15 protein-coding genes are annotated in these 20,998 nt (G+C 67.2%); 8 read left to right on the forward strand and 7 right to left on the reverse strand.

All coding sequences use genetic code 11. From position 1 onward, the window contains the following. Positions 1 to 11 precede the first annotated feature (11 nt). The 4 genes from MXA07_RS09625 to MXA07_RS09640 all read left to right on the forward strand — a co-directional run bounded on the left by MXA07_RS09625 (position 12) and on the right by MXA07_RS09640 (position 4,622). Complete coding sequence (locus tag MXA07_RS09625; RefSeq protein WP_247728391.1) at positions 12 to 1,736, forward strand: 4Fe-4S ferredoxin N-terminal domain-containing protein; 1,725 nt, start codon at positions 12 to 14, stop codon at positions 1,734 to 1,736. Beyond that, entirely contained in the window at positions 1,737 to 3,083 is a 1,347-nt protein-coding gene (gene nrfD, locus MXA07_RS09630) for an NrfD/PsrC family molybdoenzyme membrane anchor subunit (protein ID WP_247728392.1), read from the forward strand. After that, entirely contained in the window at positions 3,080 to 3,397 is a 318-nt protein-coding gene (locus tag MXA07_RS09635) for a hypothetical protein (protein WP_247728393.1), read from the forward strand. Before nrfD ends, MXA07_RS09635 begins: the two co-directional genes overlap by 4 nt. Before the next feature lie 106 nt (positions 3,398 to 3,503). Further along, on the forward strand, positions 3,504 to 4,622 hold the full coding sequence (locus MXA07_RS09640; RefSeq protein WP_247728394.1) for an Mrp/NBP35 family ATP-binding protein: 1,119 nt from the start codon (positions 3,504 to 3,506) through the stop codon (positions 4,620 to 4,622). Between the two features lie 123 nt (positions 4,623 to 4,745). On the opposite strand, the gene MXA07_RS09645 is transcribed toward MXA07_RS09640, so the two are convergent. The 4 genes from MXA07_RS09645 to MXA07_RS09660 form a co-directional block, all read right to left on the reverse strand. Next, the gene (locus MXA07_RS09645; protein ID WP_247728395.1) at positions 4,746 to 5,999 is read right to left on the reverse strand and encodes an asparagine synthase C-terminal domain-containing protein; all 1,254 of its coding nucleotides are present in this window, start codon (positions 5,997 to 5,999) and stop codon (positions 4,746 to 4,748) included. Further along, positions 6,000 to 6,683: a PHP domain-containing protein gene (locus tag MXA07_RS09650; RefSeq protein ID WP_247728396.1), complete on the reverse strand. Its 684-nt coding sequence runs from the start codon at positions 6,681 to 6,683 to the stop codon at positions 6,000 to 6,002. Between the two features lie 111 nt (positions 6,684 to 6,794). After that, positions 6,795 to 9,530: an aconitate hydratase AcnA gene (gene acnA, locus MXA07_RS09655; protein WP_247728397.1), complete on the reverse strand. Its 2,736-nt coding sequence runs from the start codon at positions 9,528 to 9,530 to the stop codon at positions 6,795 to 6,797. 243 nt (positions 9,531 to 9,773) lie between these two features. Beyond that, positions 9,774 to 10,199: a DUF5791 family protein gene (locus tag MXA07_RS09660; RefSeq protein ID WP_247728398.1), complete on the reverse strand. Its 426-nt coding sequence runs from the start codon at positions 10,197 to 10,199 to the stop codon at positions 9,774 to 9,776. 271 nt (positions 10,200 to 10,470) lie between these two features. Between MXA07_RS09660 and MXA07_RS09665 the strand changes: the two genes are divergently transcribed. Beyond that, positions 10,471 to 12,315, forward strand: coding sequence for a glycoside hydrolase family 2 protein (locus MXA07_RS09665; protein WP_247728399.1), 1,845 nt, complete (start codon positions 10,471 to 10,473; stop codon positions 12,313 to 12,315). Between the two features lie 366 nt (positions 12,316 to 12,681). Next, entirely contained in the window at positions 12,682 to 13,563 is an 882-nt protein-coding gene (locus tag MXA07_RS09670) for a coiled-coil protein (protein WP_247728400.1), read from the forward strand. A gap of 171 nt (positions 13,564 to 13,734) precedes the next feature. Here the strand turns inward: MXA07_RS09670 and MXA07_RS09675 are convergent, their stop codons facing one another. Continuing rightward, a complete protein-coding gene (locus MXA07_RS09675) occupies positions 13,735 to 14,052 on the reverse strand; it encodes a HalOD1 output domain-containing protein (RefSeq protein WP_247728401.1) in 318 nt (105 codons plus the stop codon). A 501-nt stretch (positions 14,053 to 14,553) separates the two neighbouring features. Here MXA07_RS09675 and MXA07_RS09680 point away from each other — a divergent pair. After that, entirely contained in the window at positions 14,554 to 15,711 is a 1,158-nt protein-coding gene (locus MXA07_RS09680; protein WP_247728402.1) for a DUF373 family protein, read from the forward strand. A 70-nt stretch (positions 15,712 to 15,781) separates the two neighbouring features. After that, entirely contained in the window at positions 15,782 to 16,522 is a 741-nt protein-coding gene (locus MXA07_RS09685) for a diphthine--ammonia ligase (protein ID WP_247728403.1), read from the forward strand. A 54-nt stretch (positions 16,523 to 16,576) separates the two neighbouring features. Here the strand turns inward: MXA07_RS09685 and MXA07_RS09690 are convergent, their stop codons facing one another. Both MXA07_RS09690 and MXA07_RS09695 read right to left on the reverse strand, forming a co-directional pair. Beyond that, positions 16,577 to 17,542, reverse strand: coding sequence for a nucleotidyltransferase family protein (locus tag MXA07_RS09690; protein WP_247728404.1), 966 nt, complete (start codon positions 17,540 to 17,542; stop codon positions 16,577 to 16,579). Between the two features lie 32 nt (positions 17,543 to 17,574). Next, entirely contained in the window at positions 17,575 to 20,937 is a 3,363-nt protein-coding gene (locus MXA07_RS09695) for an FAD-binding and (Fe-S)-binding domain-containing protein (RefSeq protein ID WP_247728405.1), read from the reverse strand. Positions 20,938 to 20,998 lie beyond the last annotated feature (61 nt).

Consider the following 20,998-nt stretch of genomic DNA (forward strand, 5'->3'; position numbering starts at 1 on the left):
AGGACGGCACAATGAGCACGAACACAGACGACGAATCGTTCCATCCGCTCGGCGAGGAGTGGGAGTCGGAGCTCACCGAGATGCTCGACGACACCGAGTACGACACCGACCTCGGCCTCGCTATGGCGGAAGACGCCCAGCGCCTGGTCGCCGGGGAGATGACCGAAGCCGAATTCCACGAGAAGTATCACGACGAGGTGATGGCGGAGTTCGGCGAAGATCAGCGACCGACCGCCGAGGCCTACGAGGAGCTGGAGGCCGACGACGGCGGCGGCCTCTTCGACGCGCTCGCCTCGATCGACGCCGACGACGATCAGAGTCGGCGCGAGGTCCTGAAGAAGATGGGGGTCGGCGGTGCCGCCGTCGGCGTCGGTGGTCTCGTGACTGCCGACGACGACGTCAGTGAGCGTGCGAGCGCGAGCGCCAGTTCCGAGGACGACACCGACGGCGTCCAGTGGGGCATGACGATCGACCTCGAGGTCTGTGACGGCTGTCTCTCCTGCGTGCAAGCCTGTTCACAGGAGAACAACCTCGATCAGGGGGTCAACTGGATGTACGTCCTGGCCTACGAGGACGAGAACGTCTCGGTCCCCGAAGACGCACAGGGGACGGATTACCCGATGCTCGTTCGCCCCTGCCAGCACTGTTCTGACGCCCCCTGCGAGAAGGTCTGTCCGACCACGGCGCGCCACACGCGGAACAAGGACGGCATCGTCCTGACGGACTACGACGTCTGCATCGGCTGTCGTTACTGCCAGGTCGCCTGTCCGTACGGCGTCAACTACTTCCAGTGGGACGAGCCCGACGTCTCCCAGGACCAGATCGTCTCCCGGGCGAACGAGAACGAAGCGATGAAAGAGTCGATCGGCAACGAGGAAATCGAATTCGGCGAACCCGGCGATCACATCCACGACGACCGCGGTCGACCGGTCGACAGCCGCTCGCCCCGCGGCGTCATGAGCAAGTGTACGTTCTGTCCGACCCGCCAGGACGGTCGCGGCGGGGACGACAAGATCGGAACGACCGCCTGCATGGACGCGTGCCCGCCCGGGGCGATCCAGTTCGGCGACGTCAACGATCCGGGGAGCGATCCGAGCGTGTACGCGGACCACCCGGCCTTCGGACGCGCCGTCGAGATGCTGGTCGAGACGCCGATCACAATTGACACCTCGTACGAGAACCGCGGCTCGCAGCGGCTCCTTTCCCCGACGCGGGAGGACGTCCTCACCGCGTTAGAGGGTGAGAGCGGCCTGAGCCTCGACGAGGTCGTCGAAGCGGTCGAGGACCTGACAATCGACCTCGTCGCGCAGTTCCGCGCCGTCGACGTGGCGGCCGAGGAGATCGACCTCACCGACCACCCGGACCACAGTCGCGCCATCGTCTCCGGCGTCGAGCGGATCCGCGAGTACGTCACGGCGTTCGAGGACGCTGGCGTCGACTTCGAATCCGAGGAGGTCCGCCAGCAACTCCGACTCGGCGAGGAGAGCTTCGACGACGCGATGGGTCGCCTCCGGGCGGAGTTCGGCGAGGGTGCCTCGAGCTTTAACCTCCTCGGCGACATAGGGACGAATCCCAACGTGACCTACATCGGAAACGAACCTGGTCCCAACGCCCACCAGGTTGAGGGACCAACCCAGTACGCCGATATCGATTACGAACGGGCCGACGGATCGGAAGTGTCGCTCGTCGACAACCGGATGGACGTCGTCGATGAAGAAACCGTGAGGGGGATCTAAATGAGTACGAAGACGCCATCCTCGGAGGACATCCTGCGTCCGGTCAACACGCTCACCAAAAAGTGGATCGCGCTGGTCTCCATCGCCGGCCTCGCGTTCGTCCTCTTCCTGATCGGCTGGGCCTACCAGCTCCAGGAAGGCCTCGTCGTCACCGGTCTCGGTGACTGGGGGAGCGGCGGCGGCGTGACCTGGGGTGTCTACATCGGCGCGTTCATCTGGTGGGTCGGGATCGCCCACGGCGGGATCATCCTCTCTGCGGCCGTCAGGCTGCTCGGGATGGAACGCTACATGCCGGTCGCGCGCATGGCGGAACTGCTCACGCTGGCCGGCCTCTCGGCGGCCGGCTTCTACATCATCGTCCACATGGGCCGTCCGGACCGCATGGTGACGAGCGTGCTCGGCCACTATCACATCACGGTCCACAACTCGCCGCTGGTATGGGACGTGACCGTCATCACGGCTTACTTCGTGCTGACGGCGACCTACCTCGGGCTGACGATCCGGTACGACGTCGTCCGACTGCGCGACGACCTGCCCGACATCCTCGAACCCGTCTACAAGTTCCTCACCCTCGGGTACACCGAGGAGGAGGACGAAGTGATCGAGCGGATGGTGTGGTGGATCGCGGCGGCGATCATCATCATGGCGCCGCTACTCCTCCACGGCGGGGTCATCCCGTGGCTGTTCTCGCTGCTGGGTACCTACCCCGTCTGGGACGGCGGTATCCAGGGCCCGCAGTTCCTCTCGATCGCGCTCACCTCGGCGATCAGCGGCGTCATCGTCGCCGCGGCGGCGTTCACGAAGGCCTACGAGTGGGAACACATCATCACGCGCGATGTCTTCCGCGGTCTCCTGCTCTGGCTGGGCTTCTTCTGTCTGATGTTCCTCTGGTTCCAGCTCCAGCAGGTCATCAACGGGATCTTCATCCCCGGAGTCGCGGCCGGCGAGGCAACCCACGGCAAGCTTCACCACCCGCTGTACCTGCTCTCGCTGGGGCTGGTGGCGGCGAGTATGATCTACATCTTCGCCCAGGGGCTCAGGCCGGTGCTCTTTACCAAGACGCGAGCGATCATCGTCGCGGTCGCCGTGCTGACGGCCACGCTGGTCGAGAAGATCCTCTTCGTCGTCGAAGGGTTCCTCTACGTCCAGTTCAGCATCTACGAGGCCGTTCCTGGCGAGTACTTCCCGAGCCTGATCGAGATCGCGTCGGTGCTCGGGACGATCGGGATGGTCTGTCTGATCTTTCTCCTGGTCTCGAAGGTCGTGCCGATCGTCGAACTCCACGCGATCGAGCACCTGAACGGTGAGCACGGTCACGACGACGGACCCACGGAGGTGGAAGCATGAGCCTGCAGCAAAGCGCCCTCGATCTGACGACGCTCGCACTCGCGGAACTACCGCTCTATCACGGCTACATGCCGTCGAGCGAAACCACCGGGTTCCCGGGGCCCGGCTCCTGGCTGATCTTCGGCGTCATCCTGATGCCGGTGTACGTGATGACGATCTCCTGGTTCGTCGGCAAGCCCAAGGACTCGAGTACGGGGCTGCTCGGCGTGCTCTACCTCGTCGGGGTGACGGCCAACATGTGGATCGGCATGCTCGTCCTCACGGTCCTCATCGGCGTCGTCTTCTACGGCGGCGCGCCGTCGCCGATCGGGTAACGAACTCGCCGCGTTTGGCTGCGGTTTTCATCCGTTTTGCGGGCCCGTCGAGTGAACTAGCAAACATACAAGAGTCGTCCACGTCCTAGTATACGAGTACTGCACCATGAGTCACACCGCAGACGACGTCTACGACGCGCTCGAATCCGTCACGGATCCCGCTCTCGGTGACGACATCGTCTCGCTTGGCCTCGTCAACGACGTCTCGATCGAGGAGGACACGGCGACCATCTCCCTCGCGCTGAACACCCCCTACGCCACGGAGGAACTCGAGCTCGGCACGGCGGTCCGTGACGCCGTCTCCGAGCTGGGGCTCGAACCGGACATCCGGGCGAAGGTCAGCGAGGAGCTGGGCTTCGACACCGAGGTCCTGCCCCGCGTGAAGAACGTCATCGCCGTCTCCTCGGGGAAAGGGGGCGTCGGCAAGACCACCGTCGCGGCCAACCTCGCCGCCGGCCTCGAACGGAAGGGCGCGATGGTTGGCCTGCTCGACGCGGACATTCACGGCCCGAACGTGCCGCGGATCCTCCCCGTCGAGAGCGAACCCGGCGTCACGCCGGACGACAACCTCGTGCCGCCGCGATCCGACGGGGTTCGGATCATCTCCACCGGCTTCCTGCTCGAGGACGAGGACGATCCGGCCATGCTCCGCGGTCCGATGGTCAACAAGTTCATGATGAAGTTCTTCGAGGGCGTCGAGTGGGGCCGGCTGGACTACCTCGTCGTCGACCTCCCGCCGGGGACCGGCGACGCGACGCTGAACCTCCTGCAGGCGATGCCCGTCACGGGAACCGTCATCGTCACGACGCCCCAGGACATGGCGCTCGACGACACGCGCAAGGGCATCCAGATGTACAACGAACACGACACGCCCGTCTTCGGTATCGTCGAGAACATGAGCACGTTCATCTGTCCGAGCTGCGGCGACGAACACCGGCTGCTCGGGGATCGCGAAGGCGTCGAACGGACGCTGTCGGACTACGATGTCCCGTTGCTCGGCTCCTTACCCATGCATCCCGATTTCGGCGCCGACGGCTCCCGCGGCGCGCTCGCGAAGGACGAGGACAGCCCCGTCGGCGACCAGGTTCGCGATCTCGTCGACACGATCGCCGATCGCATCAGTGCAGTCAATCGGCAGAAGGTCGCGTCCCACCGGGGCGAGGCCGGCGACGACGAAGACGCGGAGACGCCGTCGATCAAGAGCGAGTACGACGTGTTCGAGTAAACTTCCAGCAGTCTCGATTGCGGTTCCGGCCAGCTCCGACGGGTCGAGGTCGGACCCGCGTTCGCTTCTCGCAACCGCCACCACTCGCGCCCGATCGGGTAGCTGCCCTGTGTCTCGATGGCGTCACCCCTCGAGGCGCGACTCGACGTACCGGCGGACGTGGTCGTCCATGCGCCGTTTGTAGCCGGCCCGCCGCGCGAGTCGGTCGAGTTCTCGCGAGACTAACGTCCCGTACTGGAGGGCCTTCTTCGAGCGATCGGCGACGTCGGCCGGCAGGTGTTCCCGGGCGATGCGGCGGAGGCCGACCTTTCGCGTCGACCCGGCGACGAGGAGGGAGTCGGGCAGGGCCAGCGCGGGTTCGACGACCGCGTCGTGGAGGTACGGCGTTACCGGCTCGACGCCGGCCGCCTCGACGGCCAGGACGTCGCGTTCGAGTTGCGTCGGAAGGGTCGCGAGCTGTTCGCGAACGGCGCCCCGGACCGTCGTCGCGTCGACCCGGTGATCGAGCGTCGCGACCTTCTCGTAGCCCCCGAAGAGCTCGTCGGCACCCTGGCCCAGGACGAGGCGATCGATCCCGTCCGTTGCGGCGGCCGACGCGACCAGGTAGATCGCGGTGGCGATGGCGACGTCCATCGCGTTCGTCCGATCGATCGCCCGCGCGACGGTCGGGACGGCCCGCTCGACGTCCTCGATCGAGAGCTCGCGCACGCGCAGATCGTCCGCGCGTCCCATCGCCGCGGCCGCGGAGCGAGCGGCCTCGACGTCGTGGCCGTCCGGAAGCCCCACGACGTACAGCGGCGTCTCGCCGAACGCCGCCAGCAGCGCCGAGTCGACGCCGCCGGAGAAGGCGACCGCGGTCGATGCTGCAACCTCGGTTCCCTCGCCACTTCCGTCCGCGCGAGCGGTCGATTCGAGTTCCGCGCGGCTCACTCGTTCGAGTGCGGATTCGACCCGATCGAGCGACTCGGCTATCGGTTCCGGTTGCGGGAGGCGCCAATCCCCGGGTCCCTTTCGAGCGACGGCTCCGTTTCGCCCGGCGATCGTCCCGGCCGGCACCGCGACCGGTTCCTCGAGCACTGTCGGTCGATGACCCCACCTCTGGGGCTCGACGGCGCCGATTCCCTTCCAGACGGGCGACCCTGGGCCGGGTGGCTCCGAGAACGATGTGGGGTCCGCCTCGGCTTCGTCGACACTGTCGAGGACCCCGGCCTCGACGAACAGCGGGACGCGCCCGAGGACGTCGCGGACGAGCCGGCCGTCGTACGCGCCGGCGAAGCCGCCGGTGCCGGGGAGCGGGTCGTTCGTCTCGATCGCCTCGTGTATCCGTTCAGGGGTCCCCCGGCCGGATCCGAAGCGAAGAGCGGTCGCGTCGGGCATTCAAAAGAGTCCGGTGAGTCCGCTGACGACGCGGCGTTTGACGCCGCCGGCCGCCTGCCGGAAGCTGATGTGCCAGGGGGTGCGCTTGCCGTCGACGGTCGTCTCGCCGGCCTCGATGGCGTCGACGATGGCCTCGGCCGTCGGCTCGTCCGTGTGGACGTGCGTGACCGCCTGGCCGACCATCTCGCTGATGTGGGCGTCGCTGCCGGCGGTCATCGGCAGATCGTGCGTGCGCGCGAACCGCCTGGCCTGCCGGTTCGACCGACCCGTCAACAGTCGCGAGTTGTAGACCTCGATGGCGTCGGCCGCGGCGAGTTCCGTTCGCGTGATGCGGGCCATCACGCCGTGGCGCGACTCCTGAAAGGGATGCGGAATAACGGCGATGCCGCCGCGATCGTGGATCCGGTCGAGCGTCTCGCCGAAGGAGAGTCCGGGCGCGACCGCCTCCTCGATGCCGATCCCGAGCACGTGGCCGGCCTTGCTCGAAATTTCCATGCCGGGGATGCCGACGAGCCCGTACGACGGGGCCAGTTCGACGGCGTCGAGGCTGGCGGCGATCTCGTCGTGATCGGTGATCGCGATGGCGTCGAGCCCGACCGCCGCGGCCTGCTCGAGGACCAGCTCGACCGGATCACGCCCGTCGTGGGACAGCGACGTGTGGGTGTGAAGTTCCACCGTCTGCACGCCCTGACGTTGCCCCCCACCGATCAAAAGGGAATCGGTCCGGTTCGTGGGGCGTTCGGCCCCAGACACGGGAGGACGTCACGGTCCGGCCGTCCGGGAACGATCGCGTTCTCAGGCGAGTTCGTCGGTCAGCAGATCGCGCAGGACCATGTGGAGGACGCCGCCGTGTTCGACGTACTCCACTGCCGACGGCGTCGCGACCTGCGCGGTGACCTCGAACGTGGTCGTCTCGCCCGCCTCGGGTTCGGCCGTGACGGTGAGGCGCTGGTCGGGTTCGAGTCCGTCCTCGAGCCCCTCGATCGTGTAGTATTCGGTGCCGTCGAGGCCGAGTTCCGCCCAGCCCTCGCCGTCGTCGAACTGCAGGGGCAGGACGCCCATGCCGATGAGGTTGTCGCGGTAGATGCGCTCGTAGCTCTTCGCGATGGTGGCGCGGATTCCGAGGAGGTCGGTCCCCTTCGCCGCCCAGTCGCGGCTCGAACCGGTCCCGAACTCGATGCCGGCCATCACGACCAGCGGCGTTCCGTCCTCGCGATAGCGCTCGCTCGCTTCGAACACCGTCGTCTCCTCGCCCGTCGGGTGGTGGACGGTGTAGCCGCCTTCTCTCCCGTCGAGCAGCTCGTTCTCGATGCGGACGTTCGCGAACGTGCCCCGCATCATGACCTCGTGGTTCCCGCGGCGGGAGCCGTAGGTGTTGAACTCGTGGGGCGCGACGCCGCGCTCTTTCAGCCACTGGCCCGCGGGCAGGTCCTCGCCGAAGGGTCCGGCGGGGCTGATGTGGTCGGTCGTGACCGTATCGCCGAGCGCGAGCAGGGTCCGGGCGTCCTCGACGTTCGAGACGCCGGGTTTCTCCAGCGGGAACTCCTGGAAGAACGGCGGTTCGCGGATGTACGTCGACTCGTCGTCCCAGTCGTAGACCTCGCCCGTCGGCGCGTCGAGCGCCTCCCAGCGCTCGTCGCCCTCGAAGACCGAGGCGTACTTCGACTCGAACAGCTCGGGCGAGACGCTGTCGTGGATCGTCCGGCGAACCTCTTCGGGGTCCGGCCAGACGTCTTCGAGGTAGACCGGCTCGCCGTCGTCGCCGGTGCCGATCGGGTCGGTCTCGAGGTCGACGTCCATCCGGCCGGCGAGGCCGTAGGCGACGACCAGCGGCGGGCTGGCGAGGTAGTTCGCGCGAATCTTCGGGTGGATGCGCGCCTCGAAGTTGCGATTCCCGGAGAGGACGCTCGTCGTCCAGAGGTCGTGCTCGTCGATGGCGGCCTCGATCGGCTCGGCGAGCGGCCCCGCGTTGCCGATGCAGGTCGTACAGCCGTAGCCGACGACGTGGTAGCCCAGTGCTTCGAGATCGTCGAGCAGGTCGGCCCGTTTCAGGTACTCCGTGACGACCTGGCTGCCGGGCGCGAGGCTCGTCTTGACGTAGTCTGGTACGTCGAGGCCTCTCTCGGCGGCGTTGCGCGCGAGCAGCCCCGCGGCGACCATCACCGACGGGTTCGACGTGTTCGTACAGCTCGTGATCGCGCTGACGAGGACGCTCCCGTGGCCGATCTCGACCTCGGTGCCGTCCTCGAGCGTGACCGGGATCTTCTCGTCGAGGCCGGGCTGGTCTTTCGAGACCAGGCCGCCGTCGCTCGTGGCGGCACCCGAATCGATGACACCCTCCTCGGCGAGCAACGTCGGGAAGTGCTCGTCGAGGTCGCCCATCGGGATGCGAGCGTGGGGTTTCTTGTGCCCGGCGAGGCTCGGTTCGACGTCGCCGAGGTCGAACTCGACGGTCTCGGTGTACTCGGGGTTTTGCTCGCCGAAGAGGCCCTGGGCCTCGAGGTAGGAACGGACGAGGTCGATGTGGTCCTCGTCGCGCCCGGTGAGCTCGAGGTACTCGAGGGTCTTCTCGTCGACGGGGAACATGCTGATCGTCGAGCCCTGTTCGGGCGCCATGTTCGAGATCGTCGCGCGGTCGGCGACCGACAGCTGGGAGACGCCGGGCCCGAAGAACTCGACGAAGCGGTCGACGACGCCGACCTGGCGGAGCGTCTCGGTGAGGTGGAGGACGAGGTCGGTCGCGGTCGCCCCCTCGGGCAGTTCGCCGGAGAGGCGGACGCCGACGACCTCGGGCAGTTGCATGGTGATCGGCTGGCCGAGCAGCGCGGCCTCGGCCTCGATGCCGCCGACGCCCCAGCCGACGACGCCGATGCCGCCGATCATCGGCGTGTGGCTGTCGGTCCCGACGAGCGTGTCGGGGTAGAGCCACTGCTCGCCGTCTTCCTCGCGCTCGTGGACGACCCGTCCCAGGTGCTCCAAGTTGACCTGGTGGACGATGCCGGTGCCCGGCGGGACCACGTTGAAGTCGTCGAAGGCCTGTTCGGCCCACTTGATCGCGCGGTATCGCTCCTCGTTGCGCTCGTACTCGAGGTCGACGTTCTTCTCGTAGGCGTCCTCGGAGCCGAAGTGGTCGACCTGGACGCTGTGGTCGATGACGAGGTCGCACGGCACTTCGGGTTCGACGACCGCCGGGTCGACGCCCTTGCGATCGGCGGCCGACCGGAGGGCCGCGAGGTCCACGACGGCCGGCACGCCCGTCAGGTCCTGCAGGACGACCCGCGAGACGGTGAACGGCACTTCGACGTTCGGGACGTCGGGTCGCCAACTGGCGGCGTTCTCGACGTCCCGCAGATCGATTCCGTCGCCGTCCGCGTTTCGGAGCACCGATTCGAGCATGATCCGGATGCTCACAGGCAGCGAGTCGAGCTCGCAGAGGCCCGCGTCCTCGAGCGCGGTGAGATCTGCCATCTGGTAGGTCGTTCCGTCGTGTTCGAACGGACGGATGGCGTCTGATACGTCGTTGAGAGACATTGGTCGAACTAGCCGGCCTGTACATTTCAATCTGGCGAGTTTCCGCCTCTCTTCCCGCGAAACTCGCCGAAAGACCCGTCGTAGCGCCCCGTATATGACGGGATCGCTCTCGGGTCGTGCTGCCCGTCGCGGGCGGCCGATCGGCCGGCGACGAGACGGCCCGTCGCGCGTCGTCAGCGCGATCGATCGGCCGGTCACGTAGTGTCTGTATCGCCGGTCACCCGGTGTCTCGATCGGCCGTCGTCAGGGCGCCCGATCACCGATCGCGTGCTGGAGGTGGACGAACTCGTCGAACGACATGGCCGCCCGTCGTTCGAGTTTCTGCTGGATCTCCTTCGGATCGAGGTCGAGTTCGACAGCGGCCGCGAGCGTTTCGACGTCGAGTACCGCCGTCGACATTCCGAGCAAGAGGTGCTCGCAGGCTTCGATGCGGATCGTCTCCGGATCCGGCGCGTTCGCTTCCAGCGCCTGGAGTTCGCTCGCCGCTTCGAGCGAGAGCGACGGCGACTCGCCGTCGACAAGCGCCTCGAGGGTCGCTCGATCGAGTGGCGTCTCCGCCGCGGCGCGATCGACGCCCACCGAGTCGACGATCGAGCCGAACGTTCGAAGATATTCCTCGCGAAGCGCCTCGGGCCGATCGGGCACCGACAGCCGTTGATCGGAGAACATACCGACGCGAAGGCGATTGGGGCTGAAAACCGTTGTTATCCGCACGCAACTGGGGCTGGCCATCGAGTCGCTGCCCACCCGCTCCGACGTTCCTTCGCCCGCTGGTGCCCAGATTCGAGCTACTATCGCCCGCCGCCGGTCGGATCAGACCGACCATCGGTTCGCCGCCGGTCCGTTTCGCCGGTCGATTGCCGTGTCCACTCGACCGCCGGCATTTGTGCGCTCGAATCCGTCGCAAGGGCTTTGAGGTCGGCGCGCACTTGCAGGGATAATGACCGGTACGTGGCGCGGCGGAATCGTCGAGTCGTCGGCGGCAGGTGAGCCGCCCGCGGCTACGGAGTGGTACGAGGTGTCGGTTCCCGGTCGGGCCGAACGGTTCGCCGGGGAGTCGGCGCCGATCGTCTACGAGCGCCGGTTTCCGGACCCCCGACGTGAAGACGGCGATCGCGCGCTCTTGACGCTCCTGGACGTGCTGGGCCGCGTTCGCGTCTGGCTCAACGGCACGCAGCTCGCGGCGGTCGATCGACCCGTCGGGCCCGTTTCCGTTCCGTTCGACCCCGAACCGGAGAACCTCCTCCGGATCGTCTGTGAGCCGAACGCGACCGTCGAGGCCCTCGCCCAGCAGGGGACCGTCCCTGCGACCGACCTCGTCCCCGGCATCAGGGGATCCGTGACGGTTAGTCGGCGCCCGTCGACGGTGCTCACCGGATTGTCGGTCACGCCCACCGTGACCGACGACGGCGCGACGCTCGACGTGACCGTCGACGTCGACGCGGCCGAACCGGTCGACGACGTGCTCAACTTCTCGCTGCGCCCGGACGGCTTTCGCGGCGGCGGGTCGATGGATCGAACGCCAATCGAGGCCGACGCGGGCGACCGGCTGTCGATCCGGAAGGCGATCGAGGTTCGCGATCCGTCGCTGTGGTGGCCGCGCGAACTCGGCCCCCAACACCGGTACACGCTCCGCGTCAAACTCGGCGAGCAGTCCCTCGAGCGGACGGTCGGCCTCTGCGACGTCGACCGCGACGCCGACGGCTTTCTGGTCAACGGCCGTCGCGTCGCCGCCCGCGGGCTGACGGTGCGACCCGGCGCGGCGGACGCCGACGCCGTCGCCGCGGCCGTCGACGCGAACGCGACCGTCCTCCGGCTCCCGGCGTTTCTCGCGCCCGCGTCCTTCTACGAGGCCTGCGACGAGTCGGGCGTCCTCGTCTGGCAGGGCCTGCCCGAACCGACGCCGATCGACGCGGACCGGGCGACCGAGACGGTCCGAACCGTCGTCGATCGATTCGGGCACCACCCGAGCCTGGCGGCGCTTACGGTCGCGGATCGCGGGATGGAGGATCTGACCGCGCCGCTCGGAACCGGTACCCTGTCGAAACTCCGCCTCCGATATCGGGCGTGGCGACGGGACGCCGATCGCGGTGGAGCGGACGCCGTCGCAGCCGAGATCCCGGACGGCGTCGCGTCCGTTCCGACGATCGGCCCGCCGGGCGCCGACGCGGATGCGCTCTCGGCCTGGCCAGGCTGGGCCTACCTCGACGCGTCGGCGGCCGAGTGGCTCCTCACGAAGTACAGCCCGCGCGGGCGCGTGCTCGCCGGGTTCGGCGCGGCCACGGACGTCGAGTCGGACGACCCGACCTTCCCCGGGGCGGCTGCGGTCGGCACCTCGCGCGATCTCCCGGATGAGGACGCGGACGGGTATCAGCGCCACGTGCTGAAGACGGTCGCGGAGGCGGCCCGGTATCGTGGCTACGGCGGCGTCGTCGCGGACACGCTCGTCGACGCCGGGAACGGCGACGCGGGAATCTGTCGCGCGGATCGATCGCGAAAATCGGCGTTCGACGCCCTTGCCGCCTCGTTCGAACCGATTCAGGCCGTCACCGTCGGCCCGCCGGCGGCCGGTGGCTCGGTTCAGTTAGCGATCTGTAACGATACCCCTGACGCGGTGGAGACGACGGTGTCCTGGACCGCAGGGGATCGATCCGGATCAGCCGGTGCGAGCGTCGATCCGCACGCGGTGACCGACGTCGAGTCGATCTCGATTCCGTCCGACGCCTCGACGCTCGAGCTCGTCGTCGAGACGGACGATCGGATCGTCAATCGGTACGACCTCTGATGGTCCTCACGTCGGTTCGTACCGGCCCCAGTCTCGTCTCGATCGGTCATCGAACCGCCTCCTACACGCGTTGGTTCCCGCGAACGACCAGCTGAACGGCGCAGATCACCTGTGCGATCATTTAAACACCTCCCTGCGACACCGCGTCGGCTTCCGAGCCCCCGTCGAGGCGTGTGCTAACGGTTTTCACAGCGCTATCGACCGGTACCTTTAACTATCGGCCGACAGTATCTACCGGTACCAGAGCGTCATCGGTTTGGCGCGTATCGCTCGACGACCAATGACGGGGAATCTTGTTATCCGGGATTTCGCCCACGGTGAGCGTACGCCGTCGCCGGTGCGGGTATGGCACAGAGGTTTGAACACATGGTAGACGAATCGAAAAACATCGAACTGACAGAGGACGACCTCGAAAACAAATCGAAAGGACAGCTCATCAAGAAGGCCGGTCAACTCCGGGATCGGCGAAACGAGCTGAACCAGATGGCTTCTGAACGCGCGTCCAAGCGCGACGAACTCAACTCGAAGACGCGCGAGAAGGTCGACGAGGCCCAGGAGCATCGCGAGAAACGCGACGAACTCAACGAGCAGGTCCAGGAGCACAAAGAGAAGCGAAACGAGCTTAACGCGGAGGCCAACGAACTCTTCGACAAGGTCGACCGCCTCAAATCGGACCTCGAACTCGACGAAGGCAAGGACCTCGAAGCGCTCGAAGAGGAGATCGAGCAACTCGAGTTCAAACAGCAGACCGAGGTTCTCTCGACGGACGAGGAGCGCGAACTCATCGAGAAGATCGAGGAAAAGCGCGAGGAGTACGCCGACCGCAAGGAGAAACTCGAAGGCAGCGACGAACTCGAAGACCTCCGTGCGGAAGCGGAGGAGGTTCGCGCCGAAGCCTCGAAGCACCACCAGAAGGTGACCGAGCTGGCCGACAAGGCCCAGGAACACCACAACGAGATGATCGAGGCCTACCGCGAGGCCGACGATATCCGCGACGAGGCCGACGAGATGCACGAGTCCTTCGTCGAGGCCCAGGAGGCCGCCGACCGCCACCACGAGGACTTCGTGCGCGTCCAGAAGCGACTGCGCGAGATGGACAAGCAGGAAGAAGAACAGCGCAAGTCGGCGCGCGACAAGAAGAAGGAGGAGGCCAAAGAGGAAGCCGAGGAGATCTATCAGAAGTTCAAGGAAGGCGAGACCCTCGACACCGAGGACCTGATGAAGCTCCAGAAGACCGGCTTGCTGTAAGGCGAATAGCCACTTGTTTCACCGTATCGATCGGGCGATCAGTCACGTCGCTGCTCGTCGCGCTGTCGATCGAGGTTGCGTGCCGTCGCGGGGGCCGTCGGTTCGGGATCGTCGGATCCGTCGCTCGTCCGCTGTGTCGTCGATACGGCGCTCGTGCGTCGGATCCGTCGATCAGGTGTGGTTCAGCGATCGGACGACGACGGTCCCGTCACCGTGGACGGTGACGCCGTAGTCGTCGACCGGAATCCAGAGGTGACCGTCCGAACGGTCGCCGGTTCGTCGGGTCGGCTCGAACAGTGAGTCGAGGCTGTCGGGGTCGACCTGGTCGTAGATTTGCGGGACGTCTTCCGGGTCGACGTCCGCAAGTCTGGCGATGCCGGTGACGATGGTCACGGCCAGCGAACAATCGCCCTCCCAGTCGTGGGTGACGGTCGTCGTCTGCGTCGGCGGGGTCGGATTGGCCGGTGCGTCGTGGTCGAGTGCGTTCATGCTATGTTTCCCTCTCCCGGATTTCCGGGGGACACGCTCGGTATGCCGAACGCGACCATAAAACCCTGTCAGACAATTTACGGCAGATTGTCCTACAAAATAATGGGCGGTCGACTGGCCCTGACGAGGCCGCGAAGGTCGTCTCAATCGTCCGTTGGCTCCGACCGTAACGAATCGTTTACACTCAGACGAACCGATTCGTCACGCTGACGGTCAGCCAGGCGTCAGACAGTGTCTTCGTATCTGATACGTTCACACCGGGCCCGCTCGCGTGACCGAATCCGACCGACGGTCAACTGTTCGCCAACGTGAAACGATAGCGACGGTAGGCCAGCGGCGGTGCCGACGAGTGGCGATCCGAAGACGGGTTCCACCCGGCCTACGGCCCGCCGGCGTTACTGTCTCCGGTGCCTCGGGGAGGACGCGGCATCGATCGGTGTCGCTCGACGCGACGGCGGTCGGGATAAAGGATTTTATCGGCGGGGGAGCATGGTTCGTACAGTGACCACGCTGGTCGTCTGTCTGGATCGAAACGACGACGTCGGCCGCAAGACCGGCCTCTCCACGCCCATCGTCGGCTGGGAGGCCGTCCGCGCCCTGGTGACCGACGTCGGGCTCGCCGATCCCGAGGATTCGGGGGTCAACGCGCTCCTCGAGACCCTCCGGGTCGCCCAGCAGCTGCGCGACGAGAACGAGGAGGTCGTCGTCGCGGTCGTCTCGGGCGACCGCGAGTCGATCGTCAGTGCTGACCGCGCGGTCGCGGCCCAGATCGACGAACTCGTCGAGAGCCGCGGCGTCGACTCCGCCGTCGTCGTCATCGACGGCGCGGACGACGAGCAACTCGTCCCGATCGTCGAGAGTCGATTGCCCGTCGACTCCGTGGATCGCGTCGTCGTCAGACAGGCCCGCGACATCGAGTCGACGTATTACCTCCTGAAACAGTTCCTCGGCGACGAGGAACTCCGGCAGACGATCCTCGTCCCCCTGGGACTGACGCTGCTCGTGTTCCCGATCCTCTCCTCGATCTGGAGCGTCGCCGAGGGCGCCGCGGCGATCACGACCGTGATCGGACTCTTCCTCCTCTACAAGGGCTTCAACGTCGACGATCTGCTCACGGCGCTGACGATCAAGGCCAGGGAGTCCCTCTACGCGGGTCAGATCTCCGTCGTCACGTACGTCGTCGCGGGCGGACTGACCCTGGTGGGCCTCTTCGCCGGGGCGCTCGGCGTGTCGAGTCTCGGCGAGCCGTCCGGGCTGCTCGTCCGGGCCATGCAGTTCGCCTTCGAGGGCGTCCCCTGGATCGCCACGGCGGCGCTGGTCGCCAGCGCCGGTCGGCTCCTCGACGAACTGATCCGCGACGAACCGCTCAGGCGCTCGTTTCTCAACCTGCCGTTCGTGGTGGTCAGCGTCGGTCTCGTCGTCCGCGGGTTCTCCGCGTACTTCCTCCAGCAGCAGGACGTCATCGAGCCGCTGACGGTGCCGGGCTTTTCGATCGGCGTGCTCCAGCTATCGGACTTCGCACCGTCGCCGGGCGAACGCCTCGCGGCCTACGTCGTCGTCGCGTTCGTCCTGAGCATCGTCGGGGTCCAGCTGACCTCGTACCTGACGCCCCCGACGATCGACGATCCCGACATCCCCGAGCGAGCCGACTCCGACTGACGGTCCGCGCCGGAATCGAGGCGCGGTGCGGAACGTGAGTCATTTATCACCGCGGGCGTTCGTCTTCCCTATGACTCGTTCACGGGGTTCCTGGATCTCGCTCTTCTCCGGTGGCAAGGACTCCTCGTACGCCCTGTATCGGGCGCTCGAACGCGGACGTTCGGTCGGTCGCCTCCTCACGGTTCATCCCGAGGGCGATTCGTACATGTATCACGTGCCCGCGACCGACCTCGCCGAACTCGCCGCCGAGAGCATCGGCATCGAGGCGGTCGCCGTCCACCCCGGCGAACTGGACGCCGACCGTGCGTCCGACGCGTCGGCCCAGGGCGATCGCGAACTCGAACCGCTCGAATCGGCGCTCGCGGCACTCGACGACGATTTGGACGGCGGAATCGAGGGACTGATCGTCGGTGCCGTCGAGAGCGACTTTCAGCACCGCCGGATCTCGGCACTCTGTGATCGGTACGGGTGGGAGTGTTTCGCCCCGCTGTGGAACCGGCCGCCCCGGGAGCTGGCCGAGGAGATGCTCGACGCGGGCTTCGATATTCGGGTCATCCAGGTGGCCGCCGGCGGGCTCGATCGCTCCTGGCTCGGTCGCCGACTCGACCGGGCGGCACTCGCCGACCTCGAAGCTCTGTCGGACTCCCACGGCGTCCACATTCTCGGCGAGGGCGGCGAGTTCGAGACGTTCGTCGTCGACGGGCCGCACATGGACCGGGCGATTTCCCTCGAGTACACGGTCGAGTGGGAGGGGACGCGCGGTTCGATCGCGGTGACGGACGCGACGCTCGAAGCGACGCCGGAGTCGTAGGTGCGCCGCTCGGCGGCTTTCTTCACGCGCGGTCCGGAGAAGCGCGACCGACGGTCACTCGGTCGAGATCTGCGTGTGGGCGCCGATGAGCGCCTCGGCGAGGCTCACGTCCTCCAGGAGCGTGTCCTCGTCGATGATCGAGTGACGGATCTCCGCGTTCCGGAGGGTGACGTTCGGAAAGACGACGGCCCGGTCGAGCGTCGCGTTCTCGAGTTCGGCGTCGGCCATGACGTGGACGTTCTCGCCGATCGTTGCGCCGTCGAGGGTGGCGCTCTCGGCGACGAGCGAGTCGCCGTCGAGGTACCACGAGACGGCCTCGAGGTAGCTCTCGGGCGTCCCGATGTCGAACCAGGCGCCGTCGAACGTGTAGGCGTAAGTGGCCCGGCGCGACCGGAGCCACTGGACGAACCAACCCGGTTCGTCGGGGTTGTTGCCGTCGTCGAGGTAGGTCTCGAAGAGCGGCAGGGTCTCCGCCGGGAACGCGTAGCAGGCGATCGAGACGAGCGTGCTGTTCGGCTCGTCGGGTTTCTCCTGGAAGTCGACGACGCGGTCGCCCTCGAGTTCGACCAGTCCGTACTCGCTGGCACGTTCGCGCGAGCCGACGTCGTAGGCCGCGAGCGTCGGCGCCTCCCGCTCCTCGAAGCGATCGAGAAAGTCCGAGACGGCGAAGCTGATCAGGTTGTCGCCCGCGATGACGAGCAGATCGTCGTCGATCCGCTCGCGGTCGATCAACTGCTCGAGCGCGCCGACGACGCCGAACTTCTCGTCCTCGGCCGTCGTCTCCTCGACGGACAGTTGCGGTTTCTCGTAGGGGGAGTCGACGAGGTGCGCTTCGAATTCCTCCGCGAAGCGTTCGTTCGTACTCACGTAGACCGTCTCGATCCGGTCGTCGGCCTCGAGTTCCTCGAAGATCCGGTCGATGACGGTGGTCTCGCCGATCGGGAGGAACATCTTCGGTCGATGTCGCGTGATCGGCCACAATCGCGTCGCGTACCCGCCGGCCAGGACGATGGCCTCCATGGGTGGCGGTTCACCGGACGCGAATAAGTCCCTTACCTTTCGTGTTCGCCGCGCGAGACGTCGGCTCGACGCGCGGAGTCTGCCATCGACTCCGCGATCACCTCGATCGGCGTCGGCGGGTCGTCGGTGTCGCCCGGACGCGTCTCCAGTTGCGTCCGACACGACGCCCCGGGCGCAACGACGCGATCACCCCCGCTTTCCGCGACCTGCTCGAAGAGGATCGCGGCGATTGCGTCGCTCATCGAGGCGTGTTCGGCCTCGTAGCCGAAACTGCCGGCCATGCCGCAACAGCCCGAATCCAGCGGATCCACCGCGAAGCCGGCGCGTCGCAGGACCGCGACCGCGTGGTGGTCTCGCTTCGACGCCTTCTGGTGGCAGTGTCCGTGATAGATCAGCGACTGCTCGCCCCCTGCGTCGTACGCGATCGATTCGTCGAGGTCGAACCGGTCGACGTACTCGCAGATCCCGTAGGTCGCGTTCGCGACCGCGTCGGTCGCCGCCCCCGGGAGCAGGTCCCGGTAGTCCGACTGCAGCATGACCGCGTCGGACGGTTCGATGACGACGACGTCCCAGCCGTCGGCGACGTACGGTTCGAGCGTCTCGACCGTCTCCCGTGCGCGTTCGCGCGCCCGATCGAGCAGCCCCTTCGAGAACGCAGGTCGCCCGGTGTCTCCCAGTTCGGTCGGGACGCCGACGCGAACCCCGGCGGCTTCGAGCACCTCCACGGCGGCTTTCCCCGCCTCCGGATTGGCATAATTGGTGAACGTGTCCGGGAGGACGAGCGCCGTTCGCGTCGGCCGGTCGTCCGCACCGATCCCGTCGTCGACCGTTGGTTCCGGCCCGTCGGGTCGCTCGGCCGCGCGCGCCTCGAACCAGTCGACGAACGTCTCGCGGTGAAACGTCGGTAACGGCCGACTGGCGTCGATCCCGATCGTGCGTTCGAGGAGCCAGCGGCCCCCGGGGACGCGCTGGGCGAGGTTCGAGAGCGGCGCGAGTCGGCTCCCCCACGCGGCGAGGCGCTCGACGTCGGCGAAGAGTCGGTCGCGAATCGAGGCCCCGTGTCGCCGGTTGTACTGGTGGGTCACCTCAGCCTTGAGCTTCGCCATGTCGACCTCGCTCGGGCAGTCGACCGCACAGCCCTTACAGCCGATACAGAGGTCGAGGACCTCTTCGACGAATTCGTCTTCGAGCACGTCCCCCGGCATCTCGCCGTTCATCGCCCGTCGGAGCGCGTTCGCGCGCCCGCGCGTGCTCGTGATCTCCTCGTCGCTCGCCCGGAACGTCGGACACATCACGCCGCCGGTCGTCGACTGCTCCCCGCGGCAGCCGCCACAGCCGTGACAGAGTTCGATCATCCCCTGCATGCCGTTGTCGTTCGGCCAGTCGAGCGTCGGTTCGAACCCGGGATCGAACGAGTACGACGGATCGAACCGGAGGTGCTCGTCGAGCGAAACCTCTCCGGCGCGCTCGGGCGGCGCGGATGGACCCTCGCCTGCCGTTTCGACTTCGTCTCCGGCCGTTTCGCCTGCGCCGGACGACGGATCGGGGCCGTCGGTCGTCGACGCGCCGTCGATTTCCGACCTACGCGTGTCGGCCGCCGAGGCGCGGTCGATCGCCGAACCCGCGCCGTCGCGTGGCGGGTAGCCGACCACCTGTCCCGGATTCAGGAGCCAGTCGGGGTCGAACGCCTCCTTCAACTCGCGGAAGAGATCGTAGACGCGCTCGCCGTAGAGTTTGCGGTTCCACCGGGTCCGCGCCCGGCCGTCGCCGTGTTCGCCCGAGACCGAGCCCCCGAGCTCCACGACGAGGTCCGTGACGTCGTCGGCGATTCCGCGGAGCTGGTCGAGCCCCTCGACGGTCTTCGTGTTGACGAGCGGTCTGACGTGTAAGACGCCCGGACCCGCGTGGGCGTAGAACGACGCGTACGTCCCGTGGGTTTCGAGGATCTCCTCGAACGACTCGACGAACTCGGGCAGGCGAGACGGAGGAACTGCGGTGTCCTCGATGAACGAGATGTGCTTCGCGTCGGTCGTCCGCGAGAGCAAGATGGGGAGGCCGGACTTGCGCAGCTTCCACAGGGTCGCGCGGTCGGCCGGCTCGTAGGCTTCGATCGCCTCGATCGCGCGGTGTGAGCGCGGCTCGTCACCCGCCGACCCGGATCTGGAGTCGTCGGCGGATTCGGTGGCCGTGTCTGGGGGCTCATCGCCGCTCGCGGCACGGCCGGTCCCCGGAACTCGATCCACGAGCAACCGCTCGACGGCGTCGCGCCGATCCGCGTCGCCGTCGGCGTAGAACTCGACCAGCAGCGTCGCGTTCGTCCCCTCGGGAAGCATCTCCGTCACGGGCCCGAACTCGGTGGTCCCGCGCGCGAGGTCGATGAGGACGTCGTCGAGCACCTCGACGGCGGCCGGGTCGTGCTCGAGGATCGGCGCCACGTCGGCCATCGCGTCGTGGAGGTCGCGATAACAGAGCAGCGCGACGGCCTTGGTCTCAGGGACGGGCTCGAGGGAGACCGTCGCCTCGGTCACGATGGCCAGGGTCCCCTCGCTCCCCGCCAGCAACCGCGCGAGGTTGACCGTCCCCGCGGGACCGGTCGACTCTCCGCCAGGCAGGTCCGCCCCGCGGGCCTCGGCGATCAGCCGATCGAGATTGTATCCGGAGACGTTTCGCTTGAGATCGGGATACGCCGCTTCGATCGCGTCGCCCTCATCGGCGATGATGCGGTCGACCGTCGCGTAGATCCGCGCTTCGAGGTCGCCGTCCGGATCGGCGCGTTCGGCCAGTTCGTCGAGCGTGACCTCGCCGAATCGCGTGACGGTGCCGTCCGCGAGGACGACCTCGCACGATTCGATGTAGGCGTCGGTCTTGCCGTACCGGAGCGAGTGCGCGCCAGTCGAGTTGTTCCCGATCGCACCGCCGATCGCGCTCTTCTCGCCCCAGGCCGGATCCGGGGCGAACGTGAGCCCGTGGGGCTCGAGTCGTTCGTCGAGCGTTCCGAGGAGCGTTCCCGGCTGGACGGTCGCCGTCCGGTCGTCGGGGTCGATCGTCCGGATCTCGTCCATGTACCGCGTGAAGTCGAGGACGACCGCGCGATTGACCGTCTGTCCGGCGAGGCTCGTCCCGCCGCCGCGGGGTAACACCGGTATCTCCCGCTCGGCGCAGTAACCCACGACGCTGGCCACGTCGGCCGTCGACCGGGGGAAGACGACGCCGACCGGCGTCACCTCGTAGGCGCTCGCGTCGGTCGCGTAGAGCGAGCGCGTGTATCGATCCATCCGCACCTCGCCGTCGACGCGCGCCGACAGGTCCGTCGCCAGCGCCGGCCGCTCGACCGCGTCGCTCGCGTAGTCGTAGGTGGCCCGCGGATCGTCGGCCGGCGCTCGGTCGCTCGCCATGCCTCACCGTACGGCGATGGACCCACTTAACCGCCGCGGGCTGGCAGGTTCGCGCTCGACG

It is taken from the genome of Halovivax limisalsi, assembly GCF_023093535.1.
GTDB classification, from domain to species: domain Archaea; phylum Halobacteriota; class Halobacteria; order Halobacteriales; family Natrialbaceae; genus Halovivax; species Halovivax limisalsi.